The 24,865-nt window shown below is 74.0% G+C and carries 27 protein-coding genes; 7 read left to right on the top strand and 20 right to left on the bottom strand.

All coding sequences use genetic code 11. From position 1 onward, the window contains the following. Window positions 1-136 precede the first annotated feature (136 nt). From trpM to hisI, 7 genes are all read right to left on the bottom strand, one after another. Entirely contained in the window at window positions 137-352 is a 216-nt protein-coding gene (gene trpM, locus JKV81_RS36050; RefSeq protein ID WP_372444048.1) for a tryptophan biosynthesis modulator TrpM, read from the bottom strand. A gap of 8 nt (window positions 353-360) precedes the next feature. Further along, window positions 361-1,170: an indole-3-glycerol phosphate synthase TrpC gene (gene trpC, locus JKV81_RS01705; RefSeq protein ID WP_129262142.1), complete on the bottom strand. Its 810-nt coding sequence runs from the start codon at window positions 1,168-1,170 to the stop codon at window positions 361-363. A gap of 113 nt (window positions 1,171-1,283) precedes the next feature. Continuing rightward, window positions 1,284-1,790 carry a DUF2752 domain-containing protein gene (locus JKV81_RS01700; protein WP_202074784.1) on the bottom strand — a complete coding sequence of 169 codons (507 nt, stop codon included), beginning with the start codon at window positions 1,788-1,790 and terminating at the stop codon, window positions 1,284-1,286. 103 nt (window positions 1,791-1,893) lie between these two features. Then, window positions 1,894-2,145: an HGxxPAAW family protein gene (locus JKV81_RS01695; RefSeq protein WP_129262146.1), complete on the bottom strand. Its 252-nt coding sequence runs from the start codon at window positions 2,143-2,145 to the stop codon at window positions 1,894-1,896. Between the two features lie 91 nt (window positions 2,146-2,236). Next, window positions 2,237-2,896, bottom strand: coding sequence for a TIGR02234 family membrane protein (locus JKV81_RS01690; RefSeq protein ID WP_129262148.1), 660 nt, complete (start codon window positions 2,894-2,896; stop codon window positions 2,237-2,239). Next, window positions 2,896-4,404 carry an anthranilate synthase component I gene (locus tag JKV81_RS01685; RefSeq protein WP_129262150.1) on the bottom strand — a complete coding sequence of 503 codons (1,509 nt, stop codon included), beginning with the start codon at window positions 4,402-4,404 and terminating at the stop codon, window positions 2,896-2,898. The genes JKV81_RS01690 and JKV81_RS01685 overlap by 1 nt, the downstream gene beginning before the upstream one ends. A gap of 11 nt (window positions 4,405-4,415) precedes the next feature. Continuing rightward, window positions 4,416-4,796 (bottom strand): phosphoribosyl-AMP cyclohydrolase, encoded by a 381-nt coding sequence (gene hisI, locus JKV81_RS01680; RefSeq protein WP_099176202.1) that lies wholly within the window; start codon window positions 4,794-4,796, stop codon window positions 4,416-4,418. Between the two features lie 85 nt (window positions 4,797-4,881). On the opposite strand from hisI, the gene JKV81_RS01675 reads away from it, so the two are divergent. After that, window positions 4,882-5,514, top strand: a complete 633-nt coding sequence (locus JKV81_RS01675) for a TIGR03085 family metal-binding protein (RefSeq protein WP_124276967.1) — start codon at window positions 4,882-4,884, stop codon at window positions 5,512-5,514. Between the two features lie 99 nt (window positions 5,515-5,613). Here the strand turns inward: JKV81_RS01675 and JKV81_RS01670 are convergent, their stop codons facing one another. The 3 genes from JKV81_RS01670 to JKV81_RS01660 all read right to left on the bottom strand — a co-directional run bounded on the left by JKV81_RS01670 (window position 5,614) and on the right by JKV81_RS01660 (window position 11,870). Next, a complete protein-coding gene (locus tag JKV81_RS01670) occupies window positions 5,614-7,215 on the bottom strand; it encodes a sodium/solute symporter (protein WP_202074783.1) in 1,602 nt (533 codons plus the stop codon). 380 nt (window positions 7,216-7,595) lie between these two features. Beyond that, window positions 7,596-8,942: a PucR family transcriptional regulator gene (locus JKV81_RS01665; RefSeq protein WP_202074782.1), complete on the bottom strand. Its 1,347-nt coding sequence runs from the start codon at window positions 8,940-8,942 to the stop codon at window positions 7,596-7,598. Window positions 8,943-9,068: 126 nt separating this feature from the next. Further along, window positions 9,069-11,870 (bottom strand): helix-turn-helix transcriptional regulator, encoded by a 2,802-nt coding sequence (locus JKV81_RS01660; RefSeq protein ID WP_372444047.1) that lies wholly within the window; start codon window positions 11,868-11,870, stop codon window positions 9,069-9,071. Between the two features lie 160 nt (window positions 11,871-12,030). On the opposite strand from JKV81_RS01660, the gene JKV81_RS01655 reads away from it, so the two are divergent. Continuing rightward, window positions 12,031-12,804, top strand: coding sequence for an alpha/beta fold hydrolase (locus JKV81_RS01655; RefSeq protein WP_202074781.1), 774 nt, complete (start codon window positions 12,031-12,033; stop codon window positions 12,802-12,804). Window positions 12,805-12,868: 64 nt separating this feature from the next. Here the strand turns inward: JKV81_RS01655 and bdeA are convergent, their stop codons facing one another. The 9 genes from bdeA to hisD form a co-directional block, all read right to left on the bottom strand. Continuing rightward, window positions 12,869-13,801, bottom strand: coding sequence for a bis(hydroxyethyl) terephthalate hydrolase (bdeA, locus tag JKV81_RS01650; protein WP_124276963.1), 933 nt, complete (start codon window positions 13,799-13,801; stop codon window positions 12,869-12,871). 190 nt (window positions 13,802-13,991) lie between these two features. Further along, a complete protein-coding gene (hisF, locus tag JKV81_RS01645; RefSeq protein WP_202074780.1) occupies window positions 13,992-14,747 on the bottom strand; it encodes an imidazole glycerol phosphate synthase subunit HisF in 756 nt (251 codons plus the stop codon). Further along, window positions 14,744-15,142 carry a RidA family protein gene (locus JKV81_RS01640; RefSeq protein ID WP_129262157.1) on the bottom strand — a complete coding sequence of 133 codons (399 nt, stop codon included), beginning with the start codon at window positions 15,140-15,142 and terminating at the stop codon, window positions 14,744-14,746. The genes hisF and JKV81_RS01640 overlap by 4 nt, the downstream gene beginning before the upstream one ends. Next, a complete protein-coding gene (gene priA / locus JKV81_RS01635) occupies window positions 15,139-15,864 on the bottom strand; it encodes a bifunctional 1-(5-phosphoribosyl)-5-((5-phosphoribosylamino)methylideneamino)imidazole-4-carboxamide isomerase/phosphoribosylanthranilate isomerase PriA (protein ID WP_104789850.1) in 726 nt (241 codons plus the stop codon). The genes JKV81_RS01640 and priA overlap by 4 nt, the downstream gene beginning before the upstream one ends. Beyond that, window positions 15,864-16,505 (bottom strand): imidazole glycerol phosphate synthase subunit HisH, encoded by a 642-nt coding sequence (hisH, locus tag JKV81_RS01630; RefSeq protein ID WP_124276961.1) that lies wholly within the window; start codon window positions 16,503-16,505, stop codon window positions 15,864-15,866. Before hisH ends, priA begins: the two co-directional genes overlap by 1 nt. A gap of 9 nt (window positions 16,506-16,514) precedes the next feature. Further along, window positions 16,515-16,682, bottom strand: a complete 168-nt coding sequence (locus JKV81_RS01625; protein ID WP_164493711.1) for a CG2302 family histidine operon protein — start codon at window positions 16,680-16,682, stop codon at window positions 16,515-16,517. Then, on the bottom strand, window positions 16,679-17,272 hold the full coding sequence (gene hisB, locus JKV81_RS01620; RefSeq protein WP_099176212.1) for an imidazoleglycerol-phosphate dehydratase HisB: 594 nt from the start codon (window positions 17,270-17,272) through the stop codon (window positions 16,679-16,681). Before hisB ends, JKV81_RS01625 begins: the two co-directional genes overlap by 4 nt. Then, on the bottom strand, window positions 17,269-18,396 hold the full coding sequence (locus JKV81_RS01615; RefSeq protein ID WP_124276960.1) for a histidinol-phosphate transaminase: 1,128 nt from the start codon (window positions 18,394-18,396) through the stop codon (window positions 17,269-17,271). The genes hisB and JKV81_RS01615 overlap by 4 nt, the downstream gene beginning before the upstream one ends. Further along, window positions 18,393-19,715: a histidinol dehydrogenase gene (gene hisD, locus JKV81_RS01610; protein ID WP_202074779.1), complete on the bottom strand. Its 1,323-nt coding sequence runs from the start codon at window positions 19,713-19,715 to the stop codon at window positions 18,393-18,395. Before hisD ends, JKV81_RS01615 begins: the two co-directional genes overlap by 4 nt. Before the next feature lie 161 nt (window positions 19,716-19,876). Between hisD and JKV81_RS01605 the strand changes: the two genes are divergently transcribed. The 5 genes from JKV81_RS01605 (at window position 19,877) to JKV81_RS01585 (ending at window position 24,497) form a co-directional block, all read left to right on the top strand. Continuing rightward, window positions 19,877-21,478, top strand: a complete 1,602-nt coding sequence (locus JKV81_RS01605) for an oxidoreductase (RefSeq protein WP_202074778.1) — start codon at window positions 19,877-19,879, stop codon at window positions 21,476-21,478. Between the two features lie 222 nt (window positions 21,479-21,700). Further along, entirely contained in the window at window positions 21,701-22,735 is a 1,035-nt protein-coding gene (locus tag JKV81_RS01600; protein WP_129262168.1) for a hypothetical protein, read from the top strand. A gap of 11 nt (window positions 22,736-22,746) precedes the next feature. Next, a complete protein-coding gene (locus tag JKV81_RS01595) occupies window positions 22,747-23,523 on the top strand; it encodes an LON peptidase substrate-binding domain-containing protein (RefSeq protein ID WP_124276956.1) in 777 nt (258 codons plus the stop codon). 16 nt (window positions 23,524-23,539) lie between these two features. Then, window positions 23,540-24,040: a Cys-tRNA(Pro) deacylase gene (gene ybaK / locus JKV81_RS01590; RefSeq protein ID WP_129262172.1), complete on the top strand. Its 501-nt coding sequence runs from the start codon at window positions 23,540-23,542 to the stop codon at window positions 24,038-24,040. 67 nt (window positions 24,041-24,107) lie between these two features. Next, a complete protein-coding gene (locus JKV81_RS01585) occupies window positions 24,108-24,497 on the top strand; it encodes a TraR/DksA family transcriptional regulator (protein WP_129262174.1) in 390 nt (129 codons plus the stop codon). Window positions 24,498-24,589: 92 nt separating this feature from the next. On the opposite strand, the gene JKV81_RS01580 is transcribed toward JKV81_RS01585, so the two are convergent. Then, window positions 24,590-24,763, bottom strand: a complete 174-nt coding sequence (locus JKV81_RS01580) for a hypothetical protein (protein WP_164493710.1) — start codon at window positions 24,761-24,763, stop codon at window positions 24,590-24,592. Between the last annotated feature and the right edge of the window lie 102 nt (window positions 24,764-24,865).

Here is a 24,865-nt window from a genome sequence, read left to right as displayed (position 1 = left end):
ACGTGCTCCTCGAATCGCAACGGGTGATGTCACCGTATGCGCCATGGGCGGAGCGCCACGCCGACCGGTGGGCGGTCGGTGCGTGAGGACGTGCGGAGCCCCCTGTACGGAGGAGGCGGGCGACGGCCGGGGCTCGCTACGGCGCGGACCCCGTGCGCCATCGCATGCCGTTGACCTGTCCCGGCTCGTCGCCGATGACGTACCGCACACGCCGGCCGTGCACGCGCCGGGCGGGGGCGCGGCAGCCGCGGGGGCGGCAGCCGCGCGCCAGCGGCGCGTGCGGGTCCCGGACCTGCGCCCCGGCGGGGCGGAGGCCCGGCCGGATGCGGGCGGCGGGACGGGCGGCGGTCACGGGTGGGGTCAGCCCCGTCCGTGCCGGAGCGCGGGGTGGGCGCCGGCGGCGACCAGGTCGGCGACGGCGGCCCGGGGGGCGCGGCCGGTGACCAGGGACTCGCCCACCAGCACCGCGTCGGCGCCGGCGTTGGCGTACGCGATGAGGTCGTGCGGGCCGCGGACGCCGGACTCGGCGACCTTGACGATGTGGTCCGGGATCTCGGGGGCGACGCGCTCGAAGGTGGAGCGGTCGACCTTGAGGTCCTTGAGGTTGCGCGCGTTGACACCGATGATCTTCGCCCCGGCGTCCACGGCGCGCTCCGCCTCCTCCTCGTCGTGGGCCTCGACGAGCGGCGTCAGGCCGATCGACTCGGCGCGCTCGATCAGCGAGACGAGGGCCTCCTGGTCGAGTGCGGCCACGATCAGCAGGGCGAGGTCGGCGCCGTAGGCCCGTGCCTCCCACAGCTGGTAGGAGGTGACGATGAAGTCCTTGCGCAGGACCGGGATGTCGACCTTGCCGCGGACGGCCTCCAGGTCGGCGAGCGAACCGCCGAAGCGGCGCTCCTCGGTGAGGACCGAGATGACGGACGCCCCGCCGGCCTCGTAGTCCGCGGCGAGCGCGGCCGGGTCGGCGATGGCGGCCAGGGCCCCCTTGGAGGGGCTGGAGCGCTTGACCTCGCAGATGACGGTCACACCCTCGCCGCGCAGGGCGGCGACTCCGTCCTTGGCCTGGGGAGCGCGCGCGGCGCGTTCCTTGAGCTCGTCGAGGCTGACACGCGCCTGCCGCTCCGCGAGGTCGGCGCGGACGCCGTCAATGATCTCGTCGAGCACACTCACGCGAGCGGCCCCCTTCCGAAGCGGTGATGGGTACAGGATCAGCCATCTCGATGGTATCCGCAGGATGGCTCAGGGCCCGCATCCGCCGCCCTGACGTCCCACTACCTGGTCAATCAGGGAGCCAGCGCGGAACCGAAGGGCAGGTTCCTGACCACGGAGAAGACCACCAGCACCGCGCCGATGCCCCACCAGTAACCGGGTGCGAGAGCGATCCGCATCGGGCGGCCCCGGCTCGCGCGGACCGTCCAGAGCAGCCAGACCGCCGCGAAGACCACGTAGCCGACGACGGCCAGGGCGTTGGCGCCGAGGGCCGCGGCCAGGTCTCCGTGGGCGAAGGCGTGGGCGCTGCGCAGTCCGCCGCAGCCGGGGCAGAACACCCCGGTGAACCGGAGCATGGGGCAGACCGGGTAGTGCCCGGGTTCGTTGGGGTCGACCGTGGCGACGTAGGCGAAGGCCCCGACGACGGCGGCCATGACGCCGGCGGGTGTGGCGAGCCGGCGGAGGCGCGAGTACGGGGCGGGGGCCGGCAGACCGGGCCCGGGTGCGGGCACGGGTGCCGGGCCCGGAGGGGCGGGTGCGGGGTCCGGGGCGGCGGCTGCGGGAGAGGCTGAGGCGTCCACGCGCCGATTGTCCCCGCTCTTGAGGAAAGGCGCAGCCCGGTCCGGGCTGCGCCTCGCGTCGTGTCCCGGATCCCGGCACCTGCCGGGGCCCCCGGGGGCCTGTTCAGGCCGTGATCTGGGCCTGGCCGGCGCGGGCCCTGGCGGCCGCCATCTCGGCGGACTCCTTCGGCATGCCGAGGCCGGCCATCTTCATGGCGAGACCGACGACACCGCCGAGGAGGACCACGCCGATACCGGCCCAGAAGCCGAGCGTGTTCGCCGCGACCATGAAGAGGCCCGCGATGCAGAAGCCGATGAAGGAGATGATGACACCGGTCCAGGCGGCCGGGGTGTGTCCGTGGCTGCTGCCCGCCATGAGTTGCTCCTAGTTGGTGTTGCGCTGAAGGTATCGCTGGAAAAGCTCACTGCCATTGTCCCGTACGCGCCGGGGGACCTGAGGCTGGGGGTCATGCCTCGCGCGTCGGGTCCTCGCCGCGGTCCAGGGCCTTCCACAGTTCCTCGGGCCGCTCGGGGTCCGGGGCGGTGCGGGGGACCTTGCGGGGGCGGGGGGTGCCGTCGCGCTCGTACCGTCCCGACATGGCGGGCCAGCGGCTGCCGTAGCGCAGGGCGAGCAGTCCGGCGAGCAGGATGAGCAGTCCGCCGGCCGCGGTGATGTAGGGCCAGGCGGTGTGGCTGAGGGCGCCGACGGTGGCCGCGGTGTTGCCCGTGGTCTGCGCGGCCTGCTCGTCCAGGGCCGCGCTGTCCGAGGCGCCGGTGTAGGCGCTGAAGCCCGCGCCGAGGCCGCTCAGGGCCAGCAGCGCGGCGACGACCAGGCGGCCGGCCCCCCGGACGGCGAAGACGGCGACGAGGGCGGCCAGGCCGACCACGGCCAGGGCCGCCGGGACGCCTGTGACGTCCTGGCCGTCGGCGGTGAGCGGAAGCGTGCCGCCGCCGACGGACGCCTTGCCCTCGGCCCAGGTCTGCCCGGAGGCGAGGAGGACGACGGTGGCGCCGGCCGCCCCGAGGAGCAGGCCGGCGGCCAGGCTTCGGCGGCTTCCTGCGCTGTCGGGCGCGGAGGCGGCTCGGGCACGGGGCTGGGGTACGGGGACGGCACTCACGTACTCCACTATCCCTTACCGGCTCCGGCCGACGGGAGGCGGTTCGCCGTATGCACGGCGCGCAGGACCGCCGCGGCCTTGTTGCGGCATTCCGTGTCCTCGGCGACCGGGTCGGAGTCCGCGACGATGCCCGCACCGGCCTGGACGTACGCGGTGCCGTCGCGGAGCAGAGCGGTGCGGATGGCGATGGCGGTGTCGGAGTCCCCGGCGAAGTCGAGGTAGCCGACGCAGCCGCCGTAGAGGCCGCGGCGGCTGGGTTCGAGCTCCTCGATGATCTGGAGGGCGCGGGGCTTGGGGGCGCCGGAGAGGGTGCCGGCGGGGAAGCACGCGGTGAGGACGTCGAAGGCGGTGCGGCCCTCGGCGACCCGGCCGGTGACGGTGGAGACGATGTGCATCACGTGCGAGTACCGCTCGACGGACATGAAGTCGACCACCTCGACGCTGCCCGGCTCGCAGACCCGCCCCAGGTCGTTGCGGCCGAGGTCGACGAGCATCAGGTGCTCGGCGCGCTCCTTGGGGTCGGCGAGGAGTTCGTCGGCGAGTGCCTGGTCCTCCTGCGGGGTGGCGCCGCGGTGCCTGGTCCCGGCGATGGGGTGGACCATCGCCCGGCCGTCCTCGACCTTGACGAGCGCCTCGGGGCTGGAGCCGACGACGTCGAAGCCGTCGAAGCGGAAGAGGTACATGTACGGCGACGGGTTGGTGGCGCGCAGCACCCGGTAGACGTCCAGGGCGCTCGCCGTGCAGGGCGTCTCGAAGCGCTGGGAGGGGACGACCTGGAAGGCCTCCCCCGCCCTGATGCGCTCCTTGACGTCCTCGACGGCGTCCATGAACGCCTGGCCGCCCCAGAGCGCGGTGTACGGCGGGAGCTCGGAGGGCGGCAGCGCGGCGGGGGCGTTCTCCACGGGCCGGGACAGGTCCCGCTCCATGGCGTCGAGCCGGGCGACGGCGTCCTGGTGGGCCTCGTCGACGCCGGTGTCCAGGTCGTTGTGGTTGATCGCGTTGGCGATCAGCAGGACGGTGCCGGTCCCGTGGTCGAGGACGGCGAGGTCCGAGGTGAGCAGCATGGTGAGCTCGGGGAGCTTCAGGTCGTCGCCGCCGTGCTCGGTGATCCGCTCCAGCCTGCGGACGACGTCGTAGCCGAGGTAGCCGACCATGCCGCCGGTGAACGGCGGGAGGCCCTCGTCGCCGACCAGGTCGCGGGGCGTGTGCAGGGTCTCGACGGTGGCCCGGAGCGCCTGCAGCGGGTCGCCCCCGACGGGGACGCCGACGGGCGGGGTGCCGAGCCAGTGGGCCTCGCCGTCGCGGGAGGTCAGGGTGGCGGCGCTGCGTACCCCGATGAAGGAGTAGCGGGACCAGGTGCGGCCGCTCTCCGCGGATTCGAGGAGGAAGGTGCCTGGGCGTTCGGCGGCGAGCTTCCGGTAGAGCCCGACCGGGGTGTCGCCGTCCGCGAGGAGCCGGCGGCTGACGGGGATGACACGCCGGTCGACGGCGAGCTTGCGGAACGTGTCGAGATCCATGGCGGCTGACCTTATCGGGGCGCGGTGAGCGGGAGGACGTCCTTGTCGAAGCAGGTGCGCGCGCCGGTGTGGCAGGCGGCACCCGTCTGGTCGACCTTCACCAGGACGGTGTCGGCGTCGCAGTCCAGCGCGACCGAGACCACCTGCTGGGTGTGGCCGGAGGTGTCCCCCTTGACCCAGTACTCCTGGCGGCTGCGGGACCAGTAGGTGCAGCGGCCCGTGGTGAGGGTGCGGTGCAGCGCCTCGTCGTCCATCCAGCCGAGCATGAGCACCTCGCCCGTGTCGTGCTGCTGGGCGATGGCCGGGAACAGTCCGTCGGGGCCTCGCTTGAGGCGGGCGGCGACGGCCGGGTCGAGATTGCTGGCGGGCGGGGAGCCGGGCGTGCTGGTCATGGGCCCCATTGTGCCGCGCCGGAGGGGGCCGTCCGGCCGTGCGTCCACTGGGCGGACCGCGGGCGGCGGTCGTACGCTGGCGGGCATGTCGACCCATGCGAAGCGTGAACGTCTTCTGCTCGCCGACCTGTTGGAAGCGGCGGGTCCCGAAGCCCAGACCCTGTGCAACGGCTGGAAGACCCGTGACCTGGCCGCCCATGTCGTGGTGCGGGAACGCCGTGCGGACGCCGCGGGCGGGATCCTGGTGGGCGCCCTGAAGAACCGGCTGGAGCGGGTCCAGGCCGAGTTCGCCGCCAAGCCGTACGAGGAGCTGATCCAGCTCATCCGTACGGGGCCGCCCCGGATGTCGCCGTTCGGGCTGAAGCAGCTGGACGAGGCGGCCAACACCGTCGAGTTCTACATCCACGCGGAGGATGTGCGCCGGGCCCAGCCCGACTGGTCCCGGCGGGAGCTGGATCCGGTGTTCGCGGACGTCCTGTGGTCGCGCACCGAGAAGACGGCCCGGATGCTGGGCCGCCGGGCCCCGGTGGGCCTGGTCCTGCGGCGCCCGGACGGCCAGACGGCGGTGGCCCACAAGGGCACCCCGGTGGTGACGGTCACCGGGGAGCCGGGTGAGCTGCTGCTGTTCGCCGCGGGGCGGCAGGACGCGGCGCATGTGGAGCTGGAGGGCGACAAGGACGCGCTGGCCCGGCTGCACACGGCCGAGCTCGGCCTGTAGCCCGGGACCGCGTAGCCGTACGGGCGGTCCGCCGTTTCGTACGTACGGGCGCCCCCTGCCCCTCCGGCGCCGTCCCGTACGTACGGCCGCCCCCGGCCCTCAGGCGGCGTCGCGGATGCGTACGGGTGGCCGGCGGGTCCGGTGGCGGTGCCGGTCGTCCGGTGCGGCGTCCGGGTCCGGGCCCGATCCCAGCAGCCCGAGGAGGAAGCCCGCCGGGATGGTGACCAGGCCCGGGGTCTGGAGCGGGAAGACGGCGAAGTCCCACTCCGGGAAGAGCGCGACGGGTGTGCCGGAGAACGCCGGTGACAGGACCATCAGGATCCCGATCAGCGGGAGCGTCCCGTAGACGGTCCACCGCACCCCGCGGGCGTCGAAGCGCGGCCGGAAGAGGGCGTACAGCAGGACGGGCGGCAGGACCGAGGCGGCGGCCGCGAACGACAGGGAGAGCAGCACCTGCGGGTTGCGGTCGTGGGTGTACGCCGAGAGGAGCACGGCGAGCGCCCCGATGCCGGCGACGGCCCAGCGGGCGCGCCGGATCTCCCTGGCCGAGGCCCTGCCCTCGCCCTGCGCGCCCGACTTCACCGTGAAGTCTCGGGCCACGGAGGAGGCGGCGGCCAGGGTGATCCCGGCGACCGCGGCCAGGGTCGTGGCGAACGCGGCGCTGGCCACCAGCGCGAACAGGGGGCTGTCCCGTGGACCGGCCGCACCCGGGTCGAGGGCGCTGGTCACCATCAGCAGGGAGGTGCCGCCGGCCGGGTCGGCGGCGGACAGCAGGTCGCGGCCCACGAGCGCGGAGGCGCCGAGGCCGACGACGACGATGCCGGCGCACAGCAGGGCTACGGGGCTGACGGCCCATACGCCGGCCCGGCGGGCGGTCCAGGCGTCACGGACGGGGTGGAGCCGCATCATGATGTGCGGCATGCAGGCGGCGCCGAGCACGAGGGTGGCCTGGAAGCCGATCAGGTCGAGCCCGCCCGTGAACCCGTGGCCGAACTGGAGGCCGGGGCGCGCGTAGGCGCCGCCCGCCCCGCTGCCCGCCCGCGCGGCGTCGAAGAGGGCGAAGGGGGACCAGTCGAAGCGTGCCAGGACGAGTCCCGCGAGCAGGGTGACGGCGCCGAGGACGACGGCCACCTTGAGGATCTGGATGTAGCCGGTGCCGCGCATCCCGCCGAACGCCGAGTAGCAGACCATCAGCGCGCCGCTGGCGACGGTGCAGCCGGTGAGGGCGCCGTCGGGCAGCCCGAACATGGCGGTCATGACGCGGCCGGCGGTGGTGAGCTGGACGAGGAGCAGAGGAGCCAGGACGACGAGGGTGGCCACGCCGAGCGCCCGGCGCACGGACCCGTCGCCGAGCCGGTCCGCGAGGAAGTCGCCCATGGTGAACACGCCTCTGCGGCGCAGTCGTTCGGCGAAGAGCCGCATGACCAGGACCAGCGAGGCGACGGTGGCCAGGGCGAACAGGAGGCCGTCGAACCCGGCGAGCGCGACGGATCCGGTGGTGGAGAGCAGGGTGGCGGCGGAGACGTAGTCCCCGGCGATGGCCAGCCCTGCGGCGGCCGGGCCGAGGGTGGCGCCGCCGGCGTAGAAGTGCTCCGGGTCGTCCTGGTCGGCCGCGGCGAGGCCGCACAGCAGCAGGGACACGGCGACGAAGCCGAGGAAGATGACCACGGCGAGGGACCGGGCGTCGATCACGCCGCTCACCGGGTTCGCTCCGCCGGTACGGCTCCGCAAGGGGCAGCTGAGGACATGCGCGCCATGGCATCAGCCGGGGCGGGTGCGGCACAGGGGGCCGGGGCGGGACGCGGCGCGGGTACAGCCCGCCCGGCACAGGACTGTGCGCCGGCACAGGGTCCTTCGGTCCGGGGACGCCCCCGCCGGAGCGGTGCTTACCGGGGACGGGGGCGCCGCGACTGGGCGGTACCTCCCGGAGACAGAGGCGCCCAGCCGGGGCGGTACCTGCGGGGACGGAGGGGCGCCCAGCCGGGGCGGTACCTGCCGGGGACGGGTGCGCCCCGGCGGCGGTACCTGCCGAGCCGCGGCCCCGGGGCGGAGGTGGCCGGTCGTCGGCCCGCCGGCAGCCGTCAGCCCGCCAGCAGCCGCCGGGCCGCGAGTGCCAGTGAGACCTCGACCGCGTCCGACGGGCGCGTCAGACAGCGCCCCGTCAGCTGCTCGAACCGCCGCAGCCGGTTCAGCACGGTGTTGCGGTGGCAGTACAGCTTCGTGCCGGCCCGCTGCGCCGAGCCGTCCGAGTCGAGCCACGCGGTCAGCGTCTCGATGAGCACGTCCCGGTCCGCCGGGTCGAGCCGGTCGAGCGGGCCGAGGACCCGGTCGGCGAGCGCGGTCCCGAGGCCGGGCGAGGACACGACGAGCGCGGCGGGCAGGTGTTCGTCGAGCAGGACGGTGCCGCCGGATGCCGGGCAGGCGCGCAGCGCCGTCTCGGCGAGGCGCCGTGCGTCGCCGAGACAGGCGAGCCCGTCGACCACGGAGCCGATGCCGACCCTGGTGCCCGGAGGCACCGTCAGACCGTCGGCGAGCGGGGCGAGTTCACGGTCGGCCGCCGGGGCGGGCGCGGCCGGGCTGTCGCCGTCCCCGTCACGTGAGGGTTCCGCCTCGACCGCCGGCGGGGCCGCCGCCAGCGGCAGGATCGCCAGTTCCACCTCCCCCGCCTGGTGCCAGAGGGCGGGCGTCCCCTCGGGCAGGGTCAGCGGTGGCCGTCCGGTGCCGTGCGGAGCGCGGCGGGCGCCGGCGACCGCGAGTACGGCGTACCGCCCCTGCACCGGTAGGCCCAGCATCGCGGCGGCGTCGGGCAGGTCCGCGATCCGGGCGGTGCCGTCCAGCAGTGCGGCCGTCATCAGGCGCTGCTGGTTCTCACGGCGCCAGGAGAGCCGCCGCTCGGCCTGCCGGTACGCCTCGGCCACCACCGCGCAGTGCTCGTCGACGAAGTTCCAGACGTCCGCGGCGACATGGACGAGCAGCCGGGTGTCCTCGGGGTGGCGCCGGGCCGTGTCGTCGACCAGGTCCTGCCAGACCATCGCCCCGCCCATCCGGAAGGCGTGCATGACCGCGTCGAGCGGTACGCCCTGCTCGGCCCTGGTCTCGCCGATCCACCGGGAGGTGCGGTGGGCGGCCTCCCGGTACTCGCGGGGCTGGATGAGGGAGGCGACGTTGTGCCGCAGCGAGTGGTGGACCTCCTGCCAGATCTCGGCGGGCTCGGTCTCCATCGCGTGGCGGTAGGCGGGGACCTGCTCGCGCAGCGCCTCGACCAGCCGGTCCGTGAGCTCGGGCAGCGCCTCCAGCAGCACCCGGGCCGCCCGGTGGAGCACGGCCACGGCCTCACGGTCGGCCAGGGAGCGGACCCGGTGCGGCAGCGGTGCCGCGGACGGCGGTCCGTGCAGTGCCCTGATCCGTGAACGTACGACCTGTGGCATGGCGGCCTCCACCGGGAATCGGCCGGCCGCGGACGGGCCGGCCCCGGTGTGCGCCCGGCCCGGAACCGGTCGGGTGCACACCATCGATCCTGACGACCGCAGAATGGCATACCGCCCGGTCGGTACCTAGAGGTCTGCGCGGTTCTTCTCATCACGGTCCTGCAACCCCGGTCCGCGCCCGCCGTCCAGCAGCCGTGCGAGCTCGGTCCTGGAGCGGACCCCGAGCGCGGCGAAGACGTTGCGGAGGTGGTGGTCGACGGTCCGCGGGCTCACCGAGAGCCGCACCGCCACCTCACGGTTGGTGGCGCCCTCCGCCACGCAGCGGGCGATCCGCTGCTGCTGCGGGGTCAGCCCGGCCAGCGGCCCCGGCCCGCTCCGGTCCGGGGCGTCCACCGCCTCGCCGGCGGCCCGCAGTTCGCCGCCGGCCCGGTCGGCCCAGACGCGGGCGGAGCAGCGTTCGAAGGCGACCAGTGCGTCACGCAGCGGTCCGCGCGCCTCGCGGGTACGGCGCAGACGGCGCAGCAGCTGGCCCTGGAGCAGCCGGGTGCGGGCCCGTTCGAAGTCGCCGCCGGCGCGGTCGTGATGGGCCAGCGCCTCCTCGTACCGGGCGGCGGCCTCCTCGGGTGCTGCCAGCAGGGCGCGGCAGCGGGCCAGCTGGGCGGGGACCTGGGGGTCGGTCGTCCGGGCGGTCCACAGGGCGAACTCCTCTACGGCCGCACGCAGTTCACCCTCCGCCTCGTCCGCGCGGCCGGAGAGCGCCATCGCCTCGACGTAGCAGGGCACGGCGAGCATGCGGGTGGCGAAGTGGCCCGTGCCGGGCCCGGGTCTGACCAGCGGGCCGAGCCGGGCCGCCGCCTCGCCGGGCCGGCCGGCCGCCAGGTCCGCCCGGGCGACGGCCCAGGTGGCGAGCATGGCGGCCTGGGCGAGGCCGTGCGGGCCCGCCCCGGCCAGGGCCGCGTCGGCGTGGGCGGCGCACGCCTCGGCGGGGCCCTCCACGGAGGCGGCAAGCGCGAGCACGGCGTGCAGATGGGTGGCGGAGTTCTGCTGTCCGGTGCGGCGGGCCGCGTGCAGTCCTTCCAGGGCGTGGGCCCGGGCCCTGGCATGCTGCCCGGTGCGCAGTTCGGCGTAGGCGAGCTGCTCCAGGGCGTGCGGCAGCAGAGCCTCGGGCCCCCGGGTGCGTACGACGGCGAGGGCGCGGGCGCCGGCCCGGCAGGCCGCGTCGACCTCGCCGAGCACCAGGGCCGAGGCACCGGCCCGCAGGAGCTCCCCGGCGTCCTCGGCGCGGTCGGCGGAGTCCAGGCAGCACCGCAGGAGGGCGTGGCCCCGGTCGGGGTGTCCGGCGAGCACGGCGCACATCCCGGCGCGGTAGCGGGCCATGGACCGGTCGGCCGCGGCGACGGGGACACGGTTCATGGCGTCCAGATAGGCGATGGCGTCCCCCATGTCCCAGGCGGCCTCCGCGGCACCGAACAGGGCGTCCAGGGTGCGGCGGGGGTCGTGCGGGGCGAGCAGCCCGGCCGCGGTCAGGAGGGCCTCGCGGGCGTCGGCGACCGGTCCGTCGCGCAGGGCGAGCATGCCGCGTACGTAGGGTGCGGCGCCGCCGGCGAGGTGGGGGCCGACGCGGGCCAGCATGGCGCGGGCCCGGCCGGTGTCGCCGGCCAGCCGGGCCTGCTCGGCGGCGGCGGTGAACCGTGCGGCCCGCAGGGTCTCGTCGGTGGTGAGCGCGGCTGCACGGGCGAGCGCGGCCGAGCGTTCGCCGTGCGGGCGCGGGGCGGCGGCGGCCGCCTCCAGTTGCGCGGCGAGGGCGGCGTCCGGCCCGGGCGCGGCGCAGGCCCGCTGGACGAGCGCGGCCGGCGGGGCCTGCCCGGGTCCGGTGAGCAGCGCGGCGAGCAGTTCGTGCACGGCGCGGCGGCGGGCCGGGGGCGCCCGGTGCAGGACCGCGCGGCGCAGCAGCGGATGGCTGAAGTGCACGCGGCTGCCTGCCCGTTGGAGCGCGCCTGCGGTGCCGGTCGGCGCGAAGAGCACCCGGTCGAGGCAGGCGGGGGACAGTCCGGCCCGGGCACCCGCCCGCAGCAGCAGCGCCGCGTCGGCGCCCGCCCCGTCCGGCTCGTGCTCCTCCGCGGCGGCGGCGAGCAGGAGGAGGGTGCGGGTGTCGGGCGACAGTCCGTCGAGGTGCGCGGCGTGGGCGTCGAGGACGCCCTCGGCGCCGGGGAGCGGATAGGGCAGCGCGGTACGCCCGGCCAGCTGGCCGGGGGTGAGCCGGCCGGCCAGTCCGGCCAGCAGACGGGGGTTGCCCGCCGCCTCGCGCAGGAGTTCGCTGCGTACGACGGGGTCGACCTCGGCCGTGCCGTCGGTGAGCCGGTCCAGGAGTGCGGTCGCCGCGTCGTCGTCGAGCGGGCCGAGGCGCAGTGCCGGCAGTCCGGCGAAGGCGGTCTCGTCGGCGGCGCCGATCACCACGGCGACACGGCTGCCCGCGCCGAGTCTGCGGGCGGCGAAGCCGAGGGCGGCGCGGGAGTCGGGGTCCCAGGCGTGCGCGTCGTCCACGCAGACCAGCAGGGGCTGTTCGGCCCCCAGGTCCCGGAGCAGGGCGAGCAGCCCGCCCGGGGTGATCCCGGAGCCCAGGATCGTGTCGGGCGCGACGGGGAGCGGACCGGGGGCGGAGCAGAGCAGTGCGTGCAGCCCGCTGTAGGGCAGCCGCTTTTCGGCGGGGGCAGCGGCGGCGTACAGGACGGGGCCGCCGTACCGTCCGCGGTGGTGGGCGGCGGTCCGCCGCAGCAGGGCGGTGCGGCCGAGGCCGGGCGGCGAGGTCAGCACGAGCGCTCCGCCGTCCCCTGCCCGCAGTCGCTCCAACAGGGTTTCCAGGATGGCCAGTTCACCGCTGCGGCCGTACAGCCGGAGCGGACTGTGCACGGTCGTCGATGGGGTCACGCTTTCACGTTACTTCCGCGTAAACAGCGTCGGAAGGCTCGCGTCCGCTCCCGGTTCCCGGCCGGGCCCGAGCGGTGCGGGCTCCCAACGGAACGGCGCCCCCGCTGTGCGGGGGCACAGGCCCGGCCCGCCGCGCGGCGGGCGCCCGTAACGTCGGTGCATGACTGATGAATTGCGTACACACGACGGTTTGACCCTGCGTTACTGGTCCTGGTCGCGGGACCCGGACGACGCCCTGCCCCCGGTGGTGCTGCTGCACGGATTCGCCGCGCACGCCCGGCTGAACTGGGAGGGCCCCGGCGTCGTCGAGGCGCTCGTGGCGCGGGGCCGGCGGGTGTACGCCCTGGACGCGCGGGGCCACGGCGAGTCGGACGGGCCGCACGACGACACGTACTACGGCGAGTCGCTGATGGCCCGTGACGTCCGCCTGCTCATCGACCGGATCGGCGCGGACCACGTGCATCTGGTGGGGTACTCCATGGGCGCGGTGGTGGCGGTCCTGGCCGCGGCGCAGGACACCCGCGTCAGCCGCCTGGTGGCCGGAGGGATCGGCGCGGGCGCGGTGGAGGTGGGCGGCCTGGACACGCGGGTGATACCCCCCGAGCTGGTGTCGGCGGCACTGACGGCCGACGACGCGGCGGACGCACCCGAGCGGACCCGGGCCTTCCGGGTGCTGGCGGACACGGCGGGCGGCGACCGGCTGGCGCTGGCCGCGCAGATACGGGCCGTGCACCGGGACGCGCTGCCGCTGGACCGGATCACGGTCCCGACGCTGGTACTCACCGGGGCGGACGATCCCCTCGCGACCCGGCCCGAGGTGCTGGCCTCGGCGATCGCGGGGGCGGAGCTGACCGTGCTGCCCGGGGACCATCTGACGGCGGTCCGCGACCCCGGATTCGCCGGGGCCGTCGCGGAGTTCCTCGCCCGGGTCTGACCCGGACGGCACGGAGGGGCCGGACCGCGGTACGCGCGGCCCGGCCCCGGCTCCTCCCCCGTCGTCAGGAGGTGTGCGGGCAGTTGCCCCGGTACTCGGCGATCGTCAGGCCGGCCGACGGCAGCGGGCAGAGGAACTGCTCGTAGCGGGTGTCGTTGTCGATGAAGCGCTTCAGCCACGAGATGCTGTACTTCGCGATCGTCGTGTTGGAGCTGTTCGGGGTGAAGTGGGTGGCGCCCCGGAGCTCCAGGTACGCCTTGTCCAGCGAGCTCGGCAGCGAGTTGTAGAACGGCTCCGAGTGCGTGGCGACGGGTGCGATCGTGTCACCGTCCGCGCCGATCACCAGGGTGGGCGTCTTCACCTCGGGCCAGGTCTTGTCCGTGTTCCAGCCGGTCAGCGGGATCGCCGCCTGCAGCGACGGGCGGTCCTTCGCGGCCTCCAGCGTGCCGCCACCGCCCATGGAGTGGCCCATCACACCGAGCCGGGACGAGTCGATCCGGGTGCGGACCGAACTCGTGCCGGTGAGGTAGTCCAGCGCGGCGAGCAACTGGTCGCCCCGGCTGGCCGGCTGGTCCACCGTGGTGTTGGTGTCGATGGTGAACACCACGAAGCCCTGCGAGGCCAGGCGCGGCCCCAGCCAGGCGATGCTCGACTGGTAGGCGGTGAACCCGGGCGAGATGACGACCGCGCCGAAGGTGCCGTCGGACGTGGACGTCGGGTAGTAGATCGTCCCGCCGCCGAAGCCTCTGACGCTCAGTGAGGAGACGGTGGTCTGCGAGGTGGCGTACGAGCCGCGGCTCGCCTCGATACTCGCATTGCTCGGGGCCGGACCGCGCTCGTACGGATTGTCGGCGGCCTGCGCGCCCGGCATCAGCGCCGTGACCAGACCGGCCGTGGCGGCCGCGGCCGCCACGGCGAACCCGACGGTGCGGGAGCGGCTCTTCGACATCCGGTGGCGGCGGGGGGACGTGTCGCCGGAGGGGAGGTGCTGCTGCACGAGGGGGGATCCTCTCGGTCGAGGCGCACCTCACCGCGGCAGCCGGGGCCCCGTCGTCCGGGGGCCTTCGGGGGAGCACCGCGTGGGTGGCGCCGTCATTTCGTTGACGGCGCCACTCTGGCGGCCCACCCTCCGGGCGGACATCGGCGAGATCGCCGGTCTTCGCGACCGGCGCCCTCCCGGGCCGGGGTCAGCGGACGGGGTGTCCGGCCTCGCGCAGAGCGCCCTTGACCTCGGAGATCCGCAGGTCACCGAAGTGGAAGACGGACGCGGCGAGTACGGCGTCGGCGCCCGCGCCGACCGCCGGTGTGAAGTCCTCCAGCCGGCCGGCGCCACCGGAGGCGATGACGGGGACGGTGACGTGGGCCCGTACCGCCTCGATCATCTCGGTGTCGTAGCCGTCCTTCGTGCCGTCGGCGTCCATCGAGTTGAGCAGGATCTCGCCGGCGCCGAGCTCGGCCGCCCGGTGCGCCCACTCGACGGCGTCGATGCCGGTGCCCCTGCGGCCGCCGTGCGTCGTCACCTCGAAGGTGCCCTCGGGGGTGCGGCGGGCGTCGACGGAGAGCACGAGCACCTGGCGCCCGAAGCGTTCGGCGATCTCGCGGATGAGCTCGGGGCGGGCGATGGCGGCGGTGTTGACGCCGACCTTGTCGGCCCCGGCCCGCAGCAGCTTGTCGACGTCGTCGGGGGTGCGGACCCCGCCGCCGACGGTGAGCGGGATGAAGACCTGCTCGGCGGTGCGGCGCACCACGTCGTACGTCGTCTCCCGGTCGCCGCTGGACGCGGTGATGTCGAGGAAGGTCAGCTCGTCGGCGCCCTCGGCGTCGTACAGCTTGGCCATCTCGACGGGGTCGCCCGCGTCGCGCAGGTTCTGGAAGTTGACGCCCTTGACGACACGGCCGTTGTCGACGTCGAGGCACGGGATGACCCGTACGGCGAGGGTCATCGCTCACCTGCCCGGTAGGCCTCGATCTCGACCTCGACGACCAGGGAGGGGTCGACGAAGCCGGACACGATGATCATGGAGGCGGCGGGCCGGACGTCGTCGAACAGCTCCTTGTGGGCGCGGCCCACCTCGTCGACGTCCCGGGCGTGCGTGATGTACATCCGGGTGCGGACGACGTCCTCACGGCCGAGCCCGGCCTGCTTCAGGGCGTCGAAGGCGACCTGGAAGGAGGCGACGGCCTGCTCGTACGGACCGCCCGCGGAGATCTCGCCGTTGACCACGGACGTGCAGCCGGAGACCAGGACGAGTCCGTTCGGCAGCTGGACGGCGCGGGAGTAGCCGAACTTCTCCTCCCAGGGTCCGCCCGAGGAGACACGGCGTACGGAGTCCGTCATCCGGCGACCGCCTTGAGCGCCTCTTCCAGGGTGAACGCCTTGGCGTACAGCGCCTTGCCTACGATGGCGCCCTCGACACCTTCCGGGACGAGCAGGGAGATCGCGCGGAGGTCGGCGAGCGAGGAGACACCGCCGGAGGCGACGACCGGCTTGTCGGTGGCGGCGCAGACGTCCCGCAGGAGGGCCAGGTTGGGGCCCTGGAGCGTGCCGTCCTTGGCGATGTCGGTGACGACGTAGCGGGCGCAGCCCTCGGAGTCGAGGCGGGCGAGCGTCTCGTAGAGGTCGCCGCCGTCGCGGGTCCAGCCACGGCCGCGCAGCGTCGTGCCGCGGACGTCGAGGCCGACGGCGATCTTGTCGCCGTGCTCGGCGATGACCTTGGCGACCCACTCGGGGGTCTCCAGGGCGGCGGTGCCGAGGTTGACGCGGCGGCAGCCGGTGGCGAGGGCCGCCTCCAGGGAGGCGTCGTCGCGGATGCCGCCGGAGAGCTCGACCTTGATGTCCATGGCGCCGGCGACCTCGGCGATCAGCGCGCGGTTGTCGCCGGTCCCGAAGGCGGCGTCCAGGTCGACGAGGTGCAGCCACTCGGCGCCGGAGCTCTGCCAGGCGAGGGCCGCCTCCAGGGGCGAGCCGTAGGAGGTCTCGGAGCCGGATTCGCCGTGCACGAGGCGGACGGCCTGGCCGTCGCGGACGTCGACGGCGGGGAGCAGTTCAAGCTTCGGCATTACAGCGTCTCGATCCAGTTGGTCAGCAGCTGGGCGCCGGCATCGCCGGACTTCTCGGGGTGGAACTGGGTGGCCCACAGCGCGCCGTTCTCCACGGCCGCCACGAACCGCTCTCCGTGCGTCGCCCAGGTGACCTTGGGGGCACGGATCTTGGCGTTGGTCACTTCGAGGGACCAGTCGTGCGCCGCGTAGGAGTGCACGAAGTAGTAGCGCGCCTCACGGTCCAGACCGGCGAAGAGCTGGGACCCCTCGGGGGATTCGACGGTGTTCCAGCCCATGTGCGGCACGACGTCGGCCTTCAGCGGTCCGACGGTGCCGGGCCACTCGTCGAGGCCCTCCGTCTCGACGCCGTGCTCGATGCCGCGCTCGAACAGGATCTGCATCCCGACGCAGATGCCCATGACGGGACGGCCGCCGGCCAGCCTGCGGCCGATGATCCATTCGCCGCGCGCCTTCTTCAGCCCGTCCATGCAGGCGGAGAAGGCGCCGACGCCGGGGACGAGCAGCCCGTCGGCGTTCATCGCGGTGTCGAAGTCGCGGGTGATCTCCACGTCCCCGCCGACATGGGCGAGGGCCCGCTCGGCGGAACGGACGTTGCCGAAGCCGTAGTCGAAGACGACGACCTTCTTCTTGTCGCTCACTGTCCTACCTCAGTCCCAGAGTCCCTGGATCCGCATGATGCCCGCCACCAGGCACATCACGGATCCGATCCCGAGGAGCACGACGACGCCCTTGGGCATGCCCTGCTTCCAGAAGGAGTAGACACCGCCGGCCAGGAAGAGGCCGACGATGATCAGAACGGTGTTGAGGCCGGTCACAGGGCGCCCTTCGTGGAGGGAAGGATGCCGGCCGCGCGCGGGTCGTGCTCACTGGCGTACCGCAGGGCGCGGGCCAGTGCCTTGAACTGGCACTCCACGATGTGGTGGGCGTTGCGGCCGTACGGGACGTGGACGTGCAGGGCGATCTGCGCCTGGGCGACGAAGGACTCCAGGATGTGCCGGGTCATCGTCGTGTCGTACTCGCCGATCATCGGCGCCATCTTCTCCGGCTCGGTGTGCACCAGGTAGGGGCGGCCGGAGAGGTCGACGGTGACCTGGGCGAGCGACTCGTCCAGCGGGACGGTGCAGTTGCCGAAGCGGTAGATGCCGACCTTGTCGCCGAGCGCCTGCCGGAAGGCTGCGCCGAGCGCGAGGGCGGTGTCCTCGATGGTGTGGTGCGAGTCGATGTGCAGGTCGCCCTCGGTCTTGACCGTGAGGTCGAAGAGCCCGTGGCGGCCGAGCTGGTCGAGCATGTGGTCGTAGAAGCCGACCCCGGTCGCGACATCGACCTTGCCGGTGCCGTCGAGGTTGATCTCGACGAGTACGGAGGTCTCCTTGGTGGTCCGTTCCACCCTGCCTACGCGGCTCATGCGTCGTGCTCCTTCTTCAGTTCGCGCACCGCATCGAGGAACGCGTCGTTCTCTGCCGGGGTGCCCGCGGAGACCCGCAGCCATCCCGGTACGCCGTTGTCCCGCACCAGGACGCCCCGGTCGAGGATCTGCTGCCAGGCCTCGTGGCTGTCGGCGAAGCGGCCGAACTGGACGAAGTTGGCGTCCGAGTCGGTGACGGCGAAGCCGAGCTCCCGCAGGCCGTCGACCAGCCGGTCGCGCTCGCTCTTGAGCTGCGCGACGTACCCGAGCAGCGTATCGGTGTGCTCCAGGGCGGCGAGCGCCGTGGCCTGCGTGATCGACGACAGGTGGTACGGGAGACGCACCAGCTGGACCGCGTCGACGACGGCGGGGGCCGCCGCGAGGTAGCCGAGGCGGAGGCCCGCGGCGCCGAACGCCTTGGACATGGTGCGCGAGAGCACCAGGTGCGGGCGGCCCTCGATCAGCGGGAGCAGCGAGGGGTGGTGGCTGAACTCGCCGTACGCCTCGTCGACGACGACCATCGAGGGCCGGGCGGCCTGGGCCGCGTCGTACAGGGCGACGACGGTGTCCGCATCCACGGCGGTGCCGGTGGGGTTGTTGGGCGAGGTGATGAAGACGACCTCGGGCCGGTGCTCGGCGATGGCCTTCTTCGCGGCCTCCACGTCGATGGTGAAGTCCTCGTTGCGCGGTCCGGAGATCCATCCGGTGCCGGTGCCGCGGGCGATGAGGGCGTGCATCGAGTACGAGGGCTCGAAGCCGATCGCGGTGCGCCCGGGGCCGCCGAAGGTCTGCAGCAGCTGCTGGAGGACCTCGTTGGAGCCGTTGGCCGCCCAGACGTTCGCCGCGGCGACCTCGTGGCCCGCGGTGCGGGTGAGGTAGCGGGCGAGCTCGGTGCGGAGCTCGACGGCGTCCCGGTCGGGGTAGCGGTTGAGGTCGCGGGCGGCCTCGCGGACCCGCTCGGCGATGCGGTCGACGAGCGCGTCGGGCAGCGGGTAGGGGTTCTCGTTGGTGTTCAGCCGGACCGGTACGTCGAGCTGGGGCGCCCCGTACGGGGACTGGCCGCGCAGCTCGTCACGGATCGGGAGCGCGTCCCACGCGTTCGGGGGGGTGCTGCTGTTCGTCACGCTTGCGGAACCTTCCAGCCGAACCTGGCCTTGAGCGCGGCGCCGTGGGCGGGGAGGTCCTCCGCCTCGGCGAGGGTCACGACGTGGTGGGTGACCTCGGCGAGGGCGTCGCGGGTGTAGTCGACGATGTGGATGCCGCGCAGGAAGGACTGCACGGACAGGCCCGAGGAGTGGCAGGCGCATCCGCCGGTGGGCAGGACGTGGTTGGAGCCGGCGCAGTAGTCGCCGAGGGAGACGGGCGACCAGGGGCCGACGAAGATCGCGCCGGCGTTGCGGACCCGCTCGGCGACGGCCGCGGCGTTCTCCGTCTGGATCTCCAGGTGCTCGGCGGCGTACGCGTCGACGACCTTGAGGCCGTCCTCGATCGAGGAGACCAGGACGATCGCGGACTGGCGGCCGGAGAGCGCGGGCTCAATCCGCTCCGTGATGTGCTTGGTCGCGGCGACCTGGGGGGCCAGCTCGGCCTCGGTGCCGGCGGCCAGCTCCTCGGAGTCGGTGACGAGCACGGCGGCGGCCATCGGGTCGTGCTCGGCCTGGCTGATCAGGTCGGCGGCGACGTGCACCGGGTCGGCGCTCGCGTCGGCGAGGATCGCGATCTCGGTGGGGCCGGCCTCGGCGTCGATGCCGATACGGCCCTTGAGGAGGCGCTTGGCGGCGGCGACGTAGATGTTGCCGGGGCCGGTGACGAGGTTCACGGGCAGGCAGTCCTCGGTGCCGTACGCGAACATCGCGACGGCCTGGGCGCCTCCGGCGGCGTACACCTCGTCCACGCCGAGCAGGGCGCAGGCGGCGAGGATCGTGGGGTGCGGCAGGCCGCCGAACTCCTTCTGGGGCGGGGAGGCGACGGCGAGGCCCTCGACGCCCGCCTCCTGGGCGGGGACGACGTTCATCACGACGGAGGACGGGTAGACCGCGCGCCCGCCCGGCACGTAGAGCCCGACGCGCTCGACGGGCACCCACTTCTCGGTGACCGTGCCGCCGGGGACGACCTGGGTGGTGTGCGTGGTGCGGCGCTGCTCGCGGTGGACGAGGCGGGCGCGGCGGATCGACTCCTCCAGGGCGGCGCGCACGGCGGGGTCGAGCTGCTCCAGCGCCTCGGTGATCGCGCCGACGGGGACCCGGATCGAGTCCAGGCGCACGCCGTCGAATTTCTCCCCCCACTCGTTCACCGCCGCCGAGCCACGATGGCGTACGTCCTCGCAGATGGGCCGCACCGTCTCCAGGGCGGCTTCCACGTCGAACTCGGCACGGGGCAGCAGGTCGCGCAGGGCGCCACCCTCGGGGAGGGCGGTACCGCGCAGATCGATTCGAGAGATCACACCGCAATTCTCTCAGACCGGTTCAGGCGCCCGGTCGCCCGTATCACTGGCTGATACATGTCCCGGCTGTCACTGCTGACCGTTAGCTTTCGCACGGTCACACAGAGGGAAGAACGACGGTACGGGGGCGCGGGGTGATCCGCGCGTACGGAGGTGATGCAGTGACGGAACCGCAGGACGGCGAGATCCCCGACGGGCTCAGCGCCGCGGAGCTGGGCATGTGGCAGTCCTTCCGGAACGGTACGACCTACGATCTGCGCTCGCACGATCCGGTGCGCGACGATCCGTTCGCCCCGCACCTCTGGGGGCCGGAGCGCAGTGTCGGCGCGCGCACGGTGGCGCGTCTGCTCCTGGACGGCCCGCAGGCGCGGCCGGGCCGGGTGGCGGCCCTGAAGCTCCGGGGCGTACGGATCACCGGGAAGCTGGACCTGGCGGGCGGCCGGGTCTCTCCGTACGTCGAGCTCACGGGCTGCCGGTTCGAGCAGGAGGTCGTCCTGCCCGAGTGCCACTTCACCACGCTGCGGTTGGTGGGGTGCGCGGTGCCGAGGCTGGACGCGGCCCGGCTGCACACGGAAGGGGATCTGCATCTGCCGCGCTGCCGTGTGGAGCGCGGTATCCGGCTGACCGACGCCCAGATCGGCACGGACCTGCTGATCAACCAGATCGCCATCGGCCCCGACCGGCGCGGGCGCGCCTTCGTGGGCGACGGGATGTCGGTGGCGCAGGACCTCCAGGCCGAGATGATCGAGACGCGCGGGGAGCTGAGCCTCCGCGGGGCGAAGGTCGGCGGTTCGCTGAGCCTGCGCGGCAGCCGGCTGCGCGCCACGGACGGGCGGCGGGCGCTGAACGCCCCGCAGCTGAGCGTGGAGCGCACGCTGTACATGACGGAGGCCTGGGTGAGCATCGACACGGGCAACCAGGGCACCACTCCCCCGTTCGGCATCGCCCGGGGCGGCGGCCCGGCGCGCGGGACGCGGGCGCAGGTCTTCGAGTGCCGGGGCGCGGTGCGGCTCGACGACGGGCGGTTCGGGGACGCGGTGGACCTGCACAAGGCCCGCTTCGTGCTGGCCGACCGCGAGGAGCTGTCGCTGCGCCGGATCGTCACGCCCGAGCTCCGCTTCAACGCGGAGCGCCCGCGCGAGGGCCGGGTCGTGCTGAACGGCGCGAAGGTGGTCACGCTGATCGACGTGTCGACCAGCTGGCCGGGGCCGGGCGGCCTGGCGATGGGCGGCTTCGTCTACGAGAACCTCGTCCCGTACGGCCATTTCCCGCTCTCCCGCCGCCTGGAGTGGGTGCTGGCCGCGACCCCGGAGTACGTCCCCGAGCCGTACGAGCGCCTGGCGGCGGTGCTCCGCAGCTGCGGGGAGGACGCGGACGCCCGGGAGGTACTGCTGGCCAAGCAGCGGCGCAGGCGCGAGACGCTGCCGCCGGCGGGGCGGATCTGGGGCTATCTCCAGGACTTGACGGTGGCGTACGGCTACCGGCCGGGCAGGGCCCTGGTGTGGATGACCGTGCTGTGGGCGGCGGGGGCGGTGGCCTTCTCGCAGTACCGCCCCGAGTCGATCAAGGGCGGAGAGCATCCGCAGTGGAATCCCGCGCTGTACGCACTGGATCTGCTGGTGCCGGTGATCGATCTCGGGCAGGACGGCTACTGGCTGCTGGAGGGCGGCTGGCAGTGGGCCGCGGCTGCTCTGGTGCTGCTGGGGTGGATATTGGCCACGACGGTGGCGGCGGGGGCGTCCAGACTGCTGCGGCGCGGCTGACCGCGGGACGGCGCCCCGCCGGGCCGGATCCCTGGCGGGGCAGCGGTCGAAAGGCCGGTCGACGCCCGGCAGGACGGGCGGTTATCGGAAACGGAAAGGCCGGGATCAAGCCACCCGAGGACGTTTCCTTTGCCCTTTCTTGACCTTGTTCAGGGCAACCCTCCCACTCGCTACAGAAGCTTCACAGCGGCCCTCTGGCGCCGCTCCCACCAGGGCTTTTCAATGGTCTGCACCATGGCCTTCCTCCGCGCACTGCTGACGTCCGCGCGTACGTTCCGGTACGGCCCCGGGCTGTCCGCCGGGCTGCCGTCGGACGACGCGGTGATGCTCGACGCCCCCGACGAGCGGCTCTCCCCCGCGCTGGTGGCGGCGGCCCTGGGTGACCACGAACCCGCGGCCAAGCTCCTCGCCACCACCCGGGACGCCGCCGACTGGGAGGCCCGCGACCGCACCCTGGCCCGGCTGGTCGCCTTCGCGCGCGGTCGCGACGGGTGGCTCACCGGGTGGCTGGCCGCCTCCCCGCGCGATCCGGACGCCCTGCTCGTCAAGGCCGCGCTGGCGGTGCGCCGCGCCTGGGAGTCCCCCGCCCACGCCGAGCTGCTGCGCGAGGTGGGCCCGCTGATCACGGCGGCGGCCGAGGCCGATCCCCGCGACCCGGTGCCGTGGCGGCTCGCGCTCGACCACGCCCGGGGCACGCACGCCACGCACACGGTCTTCGAATCGCTGTGGGAGCAGGCCGTACGCCGCTCCCCGCACCACTACGGCAGCCACGTCTCCGCGCTGCGGTACCTCTCGGCCGAGTGGTACGGCTCCCACCGCGAGTGCTTCGACTTCGCCGAGCAGGCCGCCGAGGACGCCGCCGGGGACTCCCTGGTGCAGGCGCTCCCCGTACGGGCGGCCTTCGCCCTGCTGCGGGACGAGGAGGCCGCCGCGCGGGCGAACTCCGTGCAGGCGGACCGGGTCGACGCGGCGGCCGACCTCGCGATCAGGTTCTCGGCGGGGTTCCCTCCCGGCGATCCCTGGCCGGCGGAGGTCCGTAACCTCCTCGCCTACGTCCTGGTGGCGCGGGGCCGCGCGGCCGAGGCACTGGAGCAGTTCCGGCTGATCGGGCCGTACGCGACGTCCTTCCCGTGGGCGTCCGTGACCGGGGAGGCGCTCGGCGGATTCCTCGACGCCAGGGCGGATGTACGGCTCCGGGTGGCCTCTTCCACGCCCCTGTACGGACGGCCGGAACACAGCGGGCGCCGTGGCCATTAGGCTTGGCGGCTGTGACCACCGCTCGCCTGCCTCTCTTTCCGCTGAACGCGGTGCTGTTCCCCGGCCTCGTGCTGCCGCTCAACGTCTTCGAGGAGCGTTATCGCGCCATGATGCGCGAGCTGCTCGCGATCGACGAGGACGAACCGCGCCGCTTCGTGGTGGTCGCGATCCGCGACGGCCGCGAGACCGCTCCCACGGCCACCGGGATGCCGGACACGGTCGCCGCGGCGCCTCCCGTGGAGCGGGCCCCCGCCGACGGCTTCGGTCCCGATCCCATCCAGACCTTCCACCGGGTCGGCTGCGTCGCGGACGCGGCCAAGATCCGTGAGCGCGCCGACGGCAGCTACGAGGTCCTGGCGACCGGCACCACCCGGGTGCGGCTGCTCTCCGTGGACGCGAGCGGCCCGTTCCTGACGGCCGAGGTCGAGGAGCTGCCCGAGGACCCGGGGGCCGCCGAGGGCGAGGACTCCCCCACGGACGAGGCGGGGGCCCTCGCGGAGGGCGTCCTGCGGGCCTTCCGCAGCTACCAGAAGCGGCTGGCCGGGGCGAGCGAGCGTTCCCTGACGACCGGCGCGGACCTGCCCGACGACCCCTCCGTCGTCTCCTACCTGGTGGCCGCGGCCGCCGTGCTGGACGTCCCGTCGAAACAGCGGCTGCTCCAGGCCCCGGACACCGCGACCCGGCTGCGTGAGGAGCTGGCGCTGCTGCGCAAGGAGACCGCCGTCATCCGGCACCTGCCGTCACTGCCGGCGACCGACCTGACCCGCGACCCCACCTACCCCAACTGACCCGAGGACCGGCCCGGTGGCGAAGAAGTCCAGGAAGCAGCAGCCCGGCGGGACCCCGGCCACGGTCGCCCTGACCGCGGCCGGCACCGCGTTCACGGTCCACTCGTACGACCACGACCCCGCCACCCCGTCGTACGGCGAGGAGGCGGCCGAGGCGCTCGGTGTCTCCGCGGACCGGGTGTTCAAGACGCTGGTCGCCGAGGTCGACGGCGAGCTGGTCGTGGCCGTCGTCCCCGTCGCGGGGTCCCTGGACCTGAAGGCGCTGGCGTCGGCGGTGGGCGGCAAGCGGGCCGCCATGGCGGACCCGGCGGCGGCGGAGCGCACCACGGGCTATGTGCGCGGCGGTATCTCCCCGCTGGGCCAGCGCAAGCGCCTGCGTACGGTGCTGGACGCGTCGGCCGGCTCCCACCGCACGATCTGCGTCTCGGCGGGCCGCCGAGGCCTGGAGGTCGAGCTCTCCGCCGCGGACCTGGCGACTCTGACGGACGCCACGCTGGCCCCGATCGGCCGGGCGTAGCGGAGGGTTCCGCGCCTCGCGTGGGGGTGCGCGGAATGCGGGCCCGGGCACGGCCGTTTCCGCAGAGATGAACGAGTTCTCTTCTCCCGTACGGGCCGGGCCCGACGACCGCGCCGTCATCCGTGAGCGGCTGGCAGCGGAACGCCGCGACACGGATGCCCGTATCGCGGCGCTGCACAGTGACTTCGAAGGGATCGTCGAGGCGAACGCGCTGGTGGCGGTCGACGACGAGCACGACCCTGAGGGATCGAGCACCGCCTTCGAGCGGGCCCATGTCGCCTCGCTGCTGGCCCGGGCGCGGGACCACCTGGATGAGGTGGACCGGGCGCTGGAGCGGCTGGAGCGGGATGAGTACGGCTTCTGCGAGGGATGCGGTGAGCCGATCCCGCCGGACCGTCTGGAGGTGCGGCCGGCGGCGACGACCTGTGTACGGTGCGCCGCCGCCGCGCCACGCTGACTCCTGGCGCCTCCAGCGGGCCGGGGCGCCTGGGCCGGTGCCCGAAGGCGCGCCCCCGGCAGGTGAAGGCGTCTCCGTGCCCGAAGGCGTCCTCAGTGCTTGAAGGCGTCCTTCGACTTCTCCTTGGTGCCCCGGCCCTTGCCCCTGGCCTCCAGTGCCGCTCCCTTGGCCGCGGTGGTGTCGTCGCCGACCGCGTGGGCCACCTTGCGTACGGCCTTCCCGACGATCTGCTCGGTCTTGGCCTTGGACTTCTCTCCGGCACTCATGTCGGTCCTTTCGTAGGCGTTCACCCACTCGCCTGCCCTCGACATCGGGGCGGAAACGACCCGGATGTGAGCGGCGGGCACCGGACAGGACCTGCCGGCTGA

The sequence above is a fragment of the Streptomyces silvae genome, from assembly GCF_016745505.1.
Taxonomy (GTDB): Bacteria; Actinomycetota; Actinomycetes; order Streptomycetales; family Streptomycetaceae; genus Streptomyces; species Streptomyces silvae.
Note: the sequence above shows the minus strand (reverse complement) of the source record. Positions and strands in the feature narration are given on the sequence as shown.

What these genes read in the sequence shown, in the direction of transcription:
- JKV81_RS01695 (WP_129262146.1), bottom strand. Translation starts at nt 2,145, where the DNA reads ATGGCGGGCAGCAGCCACGGACACACCCCGGCCGCCTGGACCGGTGTC.
- JKV81_RS01685 (WP_129262150.1), bottom strand. Translation starts at nt 4,404, where the DNA reads ATGGATCTCGACACGTTCCGCAAGCTCGCCGTCGACCGGCGTGTCATC.
- hisI (WP_099176202.1), bottom strand. Translation starts at nt 4,796, where the DNA reads ATGACCAGCACGCCCGGCTCCCCGCCCGCCAGCAATCTCGACCCGGCC.
- JKV81_RS01675 (WP_124276967.1), top strand. Translation starts at nt 4,882, where the DNA reads ATGTCGACCCATGCGAAGCGTGAACGTCTTCTGCTCGCCGACCTGTTG.
- JKV81_RS01665 (WP_202074782.1), bottom strand. Translation starts at nt 8,942, where the DNA reads ATGCCACAGGTCGTACGTTCACGGATCAGGGCACTGCACGGACCGCCG.
- JKV81_RS01655 (WP_202074781.1), top strand. Translation starts at nt 12,031, where the DNA reads ATGACTGATGAATTGCGTACACACGACGGTTTGACCCTGCGTTACTGG.
- hisF (WP_202074780.1), bottom strand. Translation starts at nt 14,747, where the DNA reads ATGACCCTCGCCGTACGGGTCATCCCGTGCCTCGACGTCGACAACGGC.
- JKV81_RS01640 (WP_129262157.1), bottom strand. Translation starts at nt 15,142, where the DNA reads ATGACGGACTCCGTACGCCGTGTCTCCTCGGGCGGACCCTGGGAGGAG.
- priA (WP_104789850.1), bottom strand. Translation starts at nt 15,864, where the DNA reads ATGCCGAAGCTTGAACTGCTCCCCGCCGTCGACGTCCGCGACGGCCAG.
- hisB (WP_099176212.1), bottom strand. Translation starts at nt 17,272, where the DNA reads ATGAGCCGCGTAGGCAGGGTGGAACGGACCACCAAGGAGACCTCCGTA.
- JKV81_RS01600 (WP_129262168.1), top strand. Translation starts at nt 21,701, where the DNA reads ATGGTCTGCACCATGGCCTTCCTCCGCGCACTGCTGACGTCCGCGCGT.
- JKV81_RS01585 (WP_129262174.1), top strand. Translation starts at nt 24,108, where the DNA reads ATGAACGAGTTCTCTTCTCCCGTACGGGCCGGGCCCGACGACCGCGCC.
- JKV81_RS01580 (WP_164493710.1), bottom strand. Translation starts at nt 24,763, where the DNA reads ATGAGTGCCGGAGAGAAGTCCAAGGCCAAGACCGAGCAGATCGTCGGG.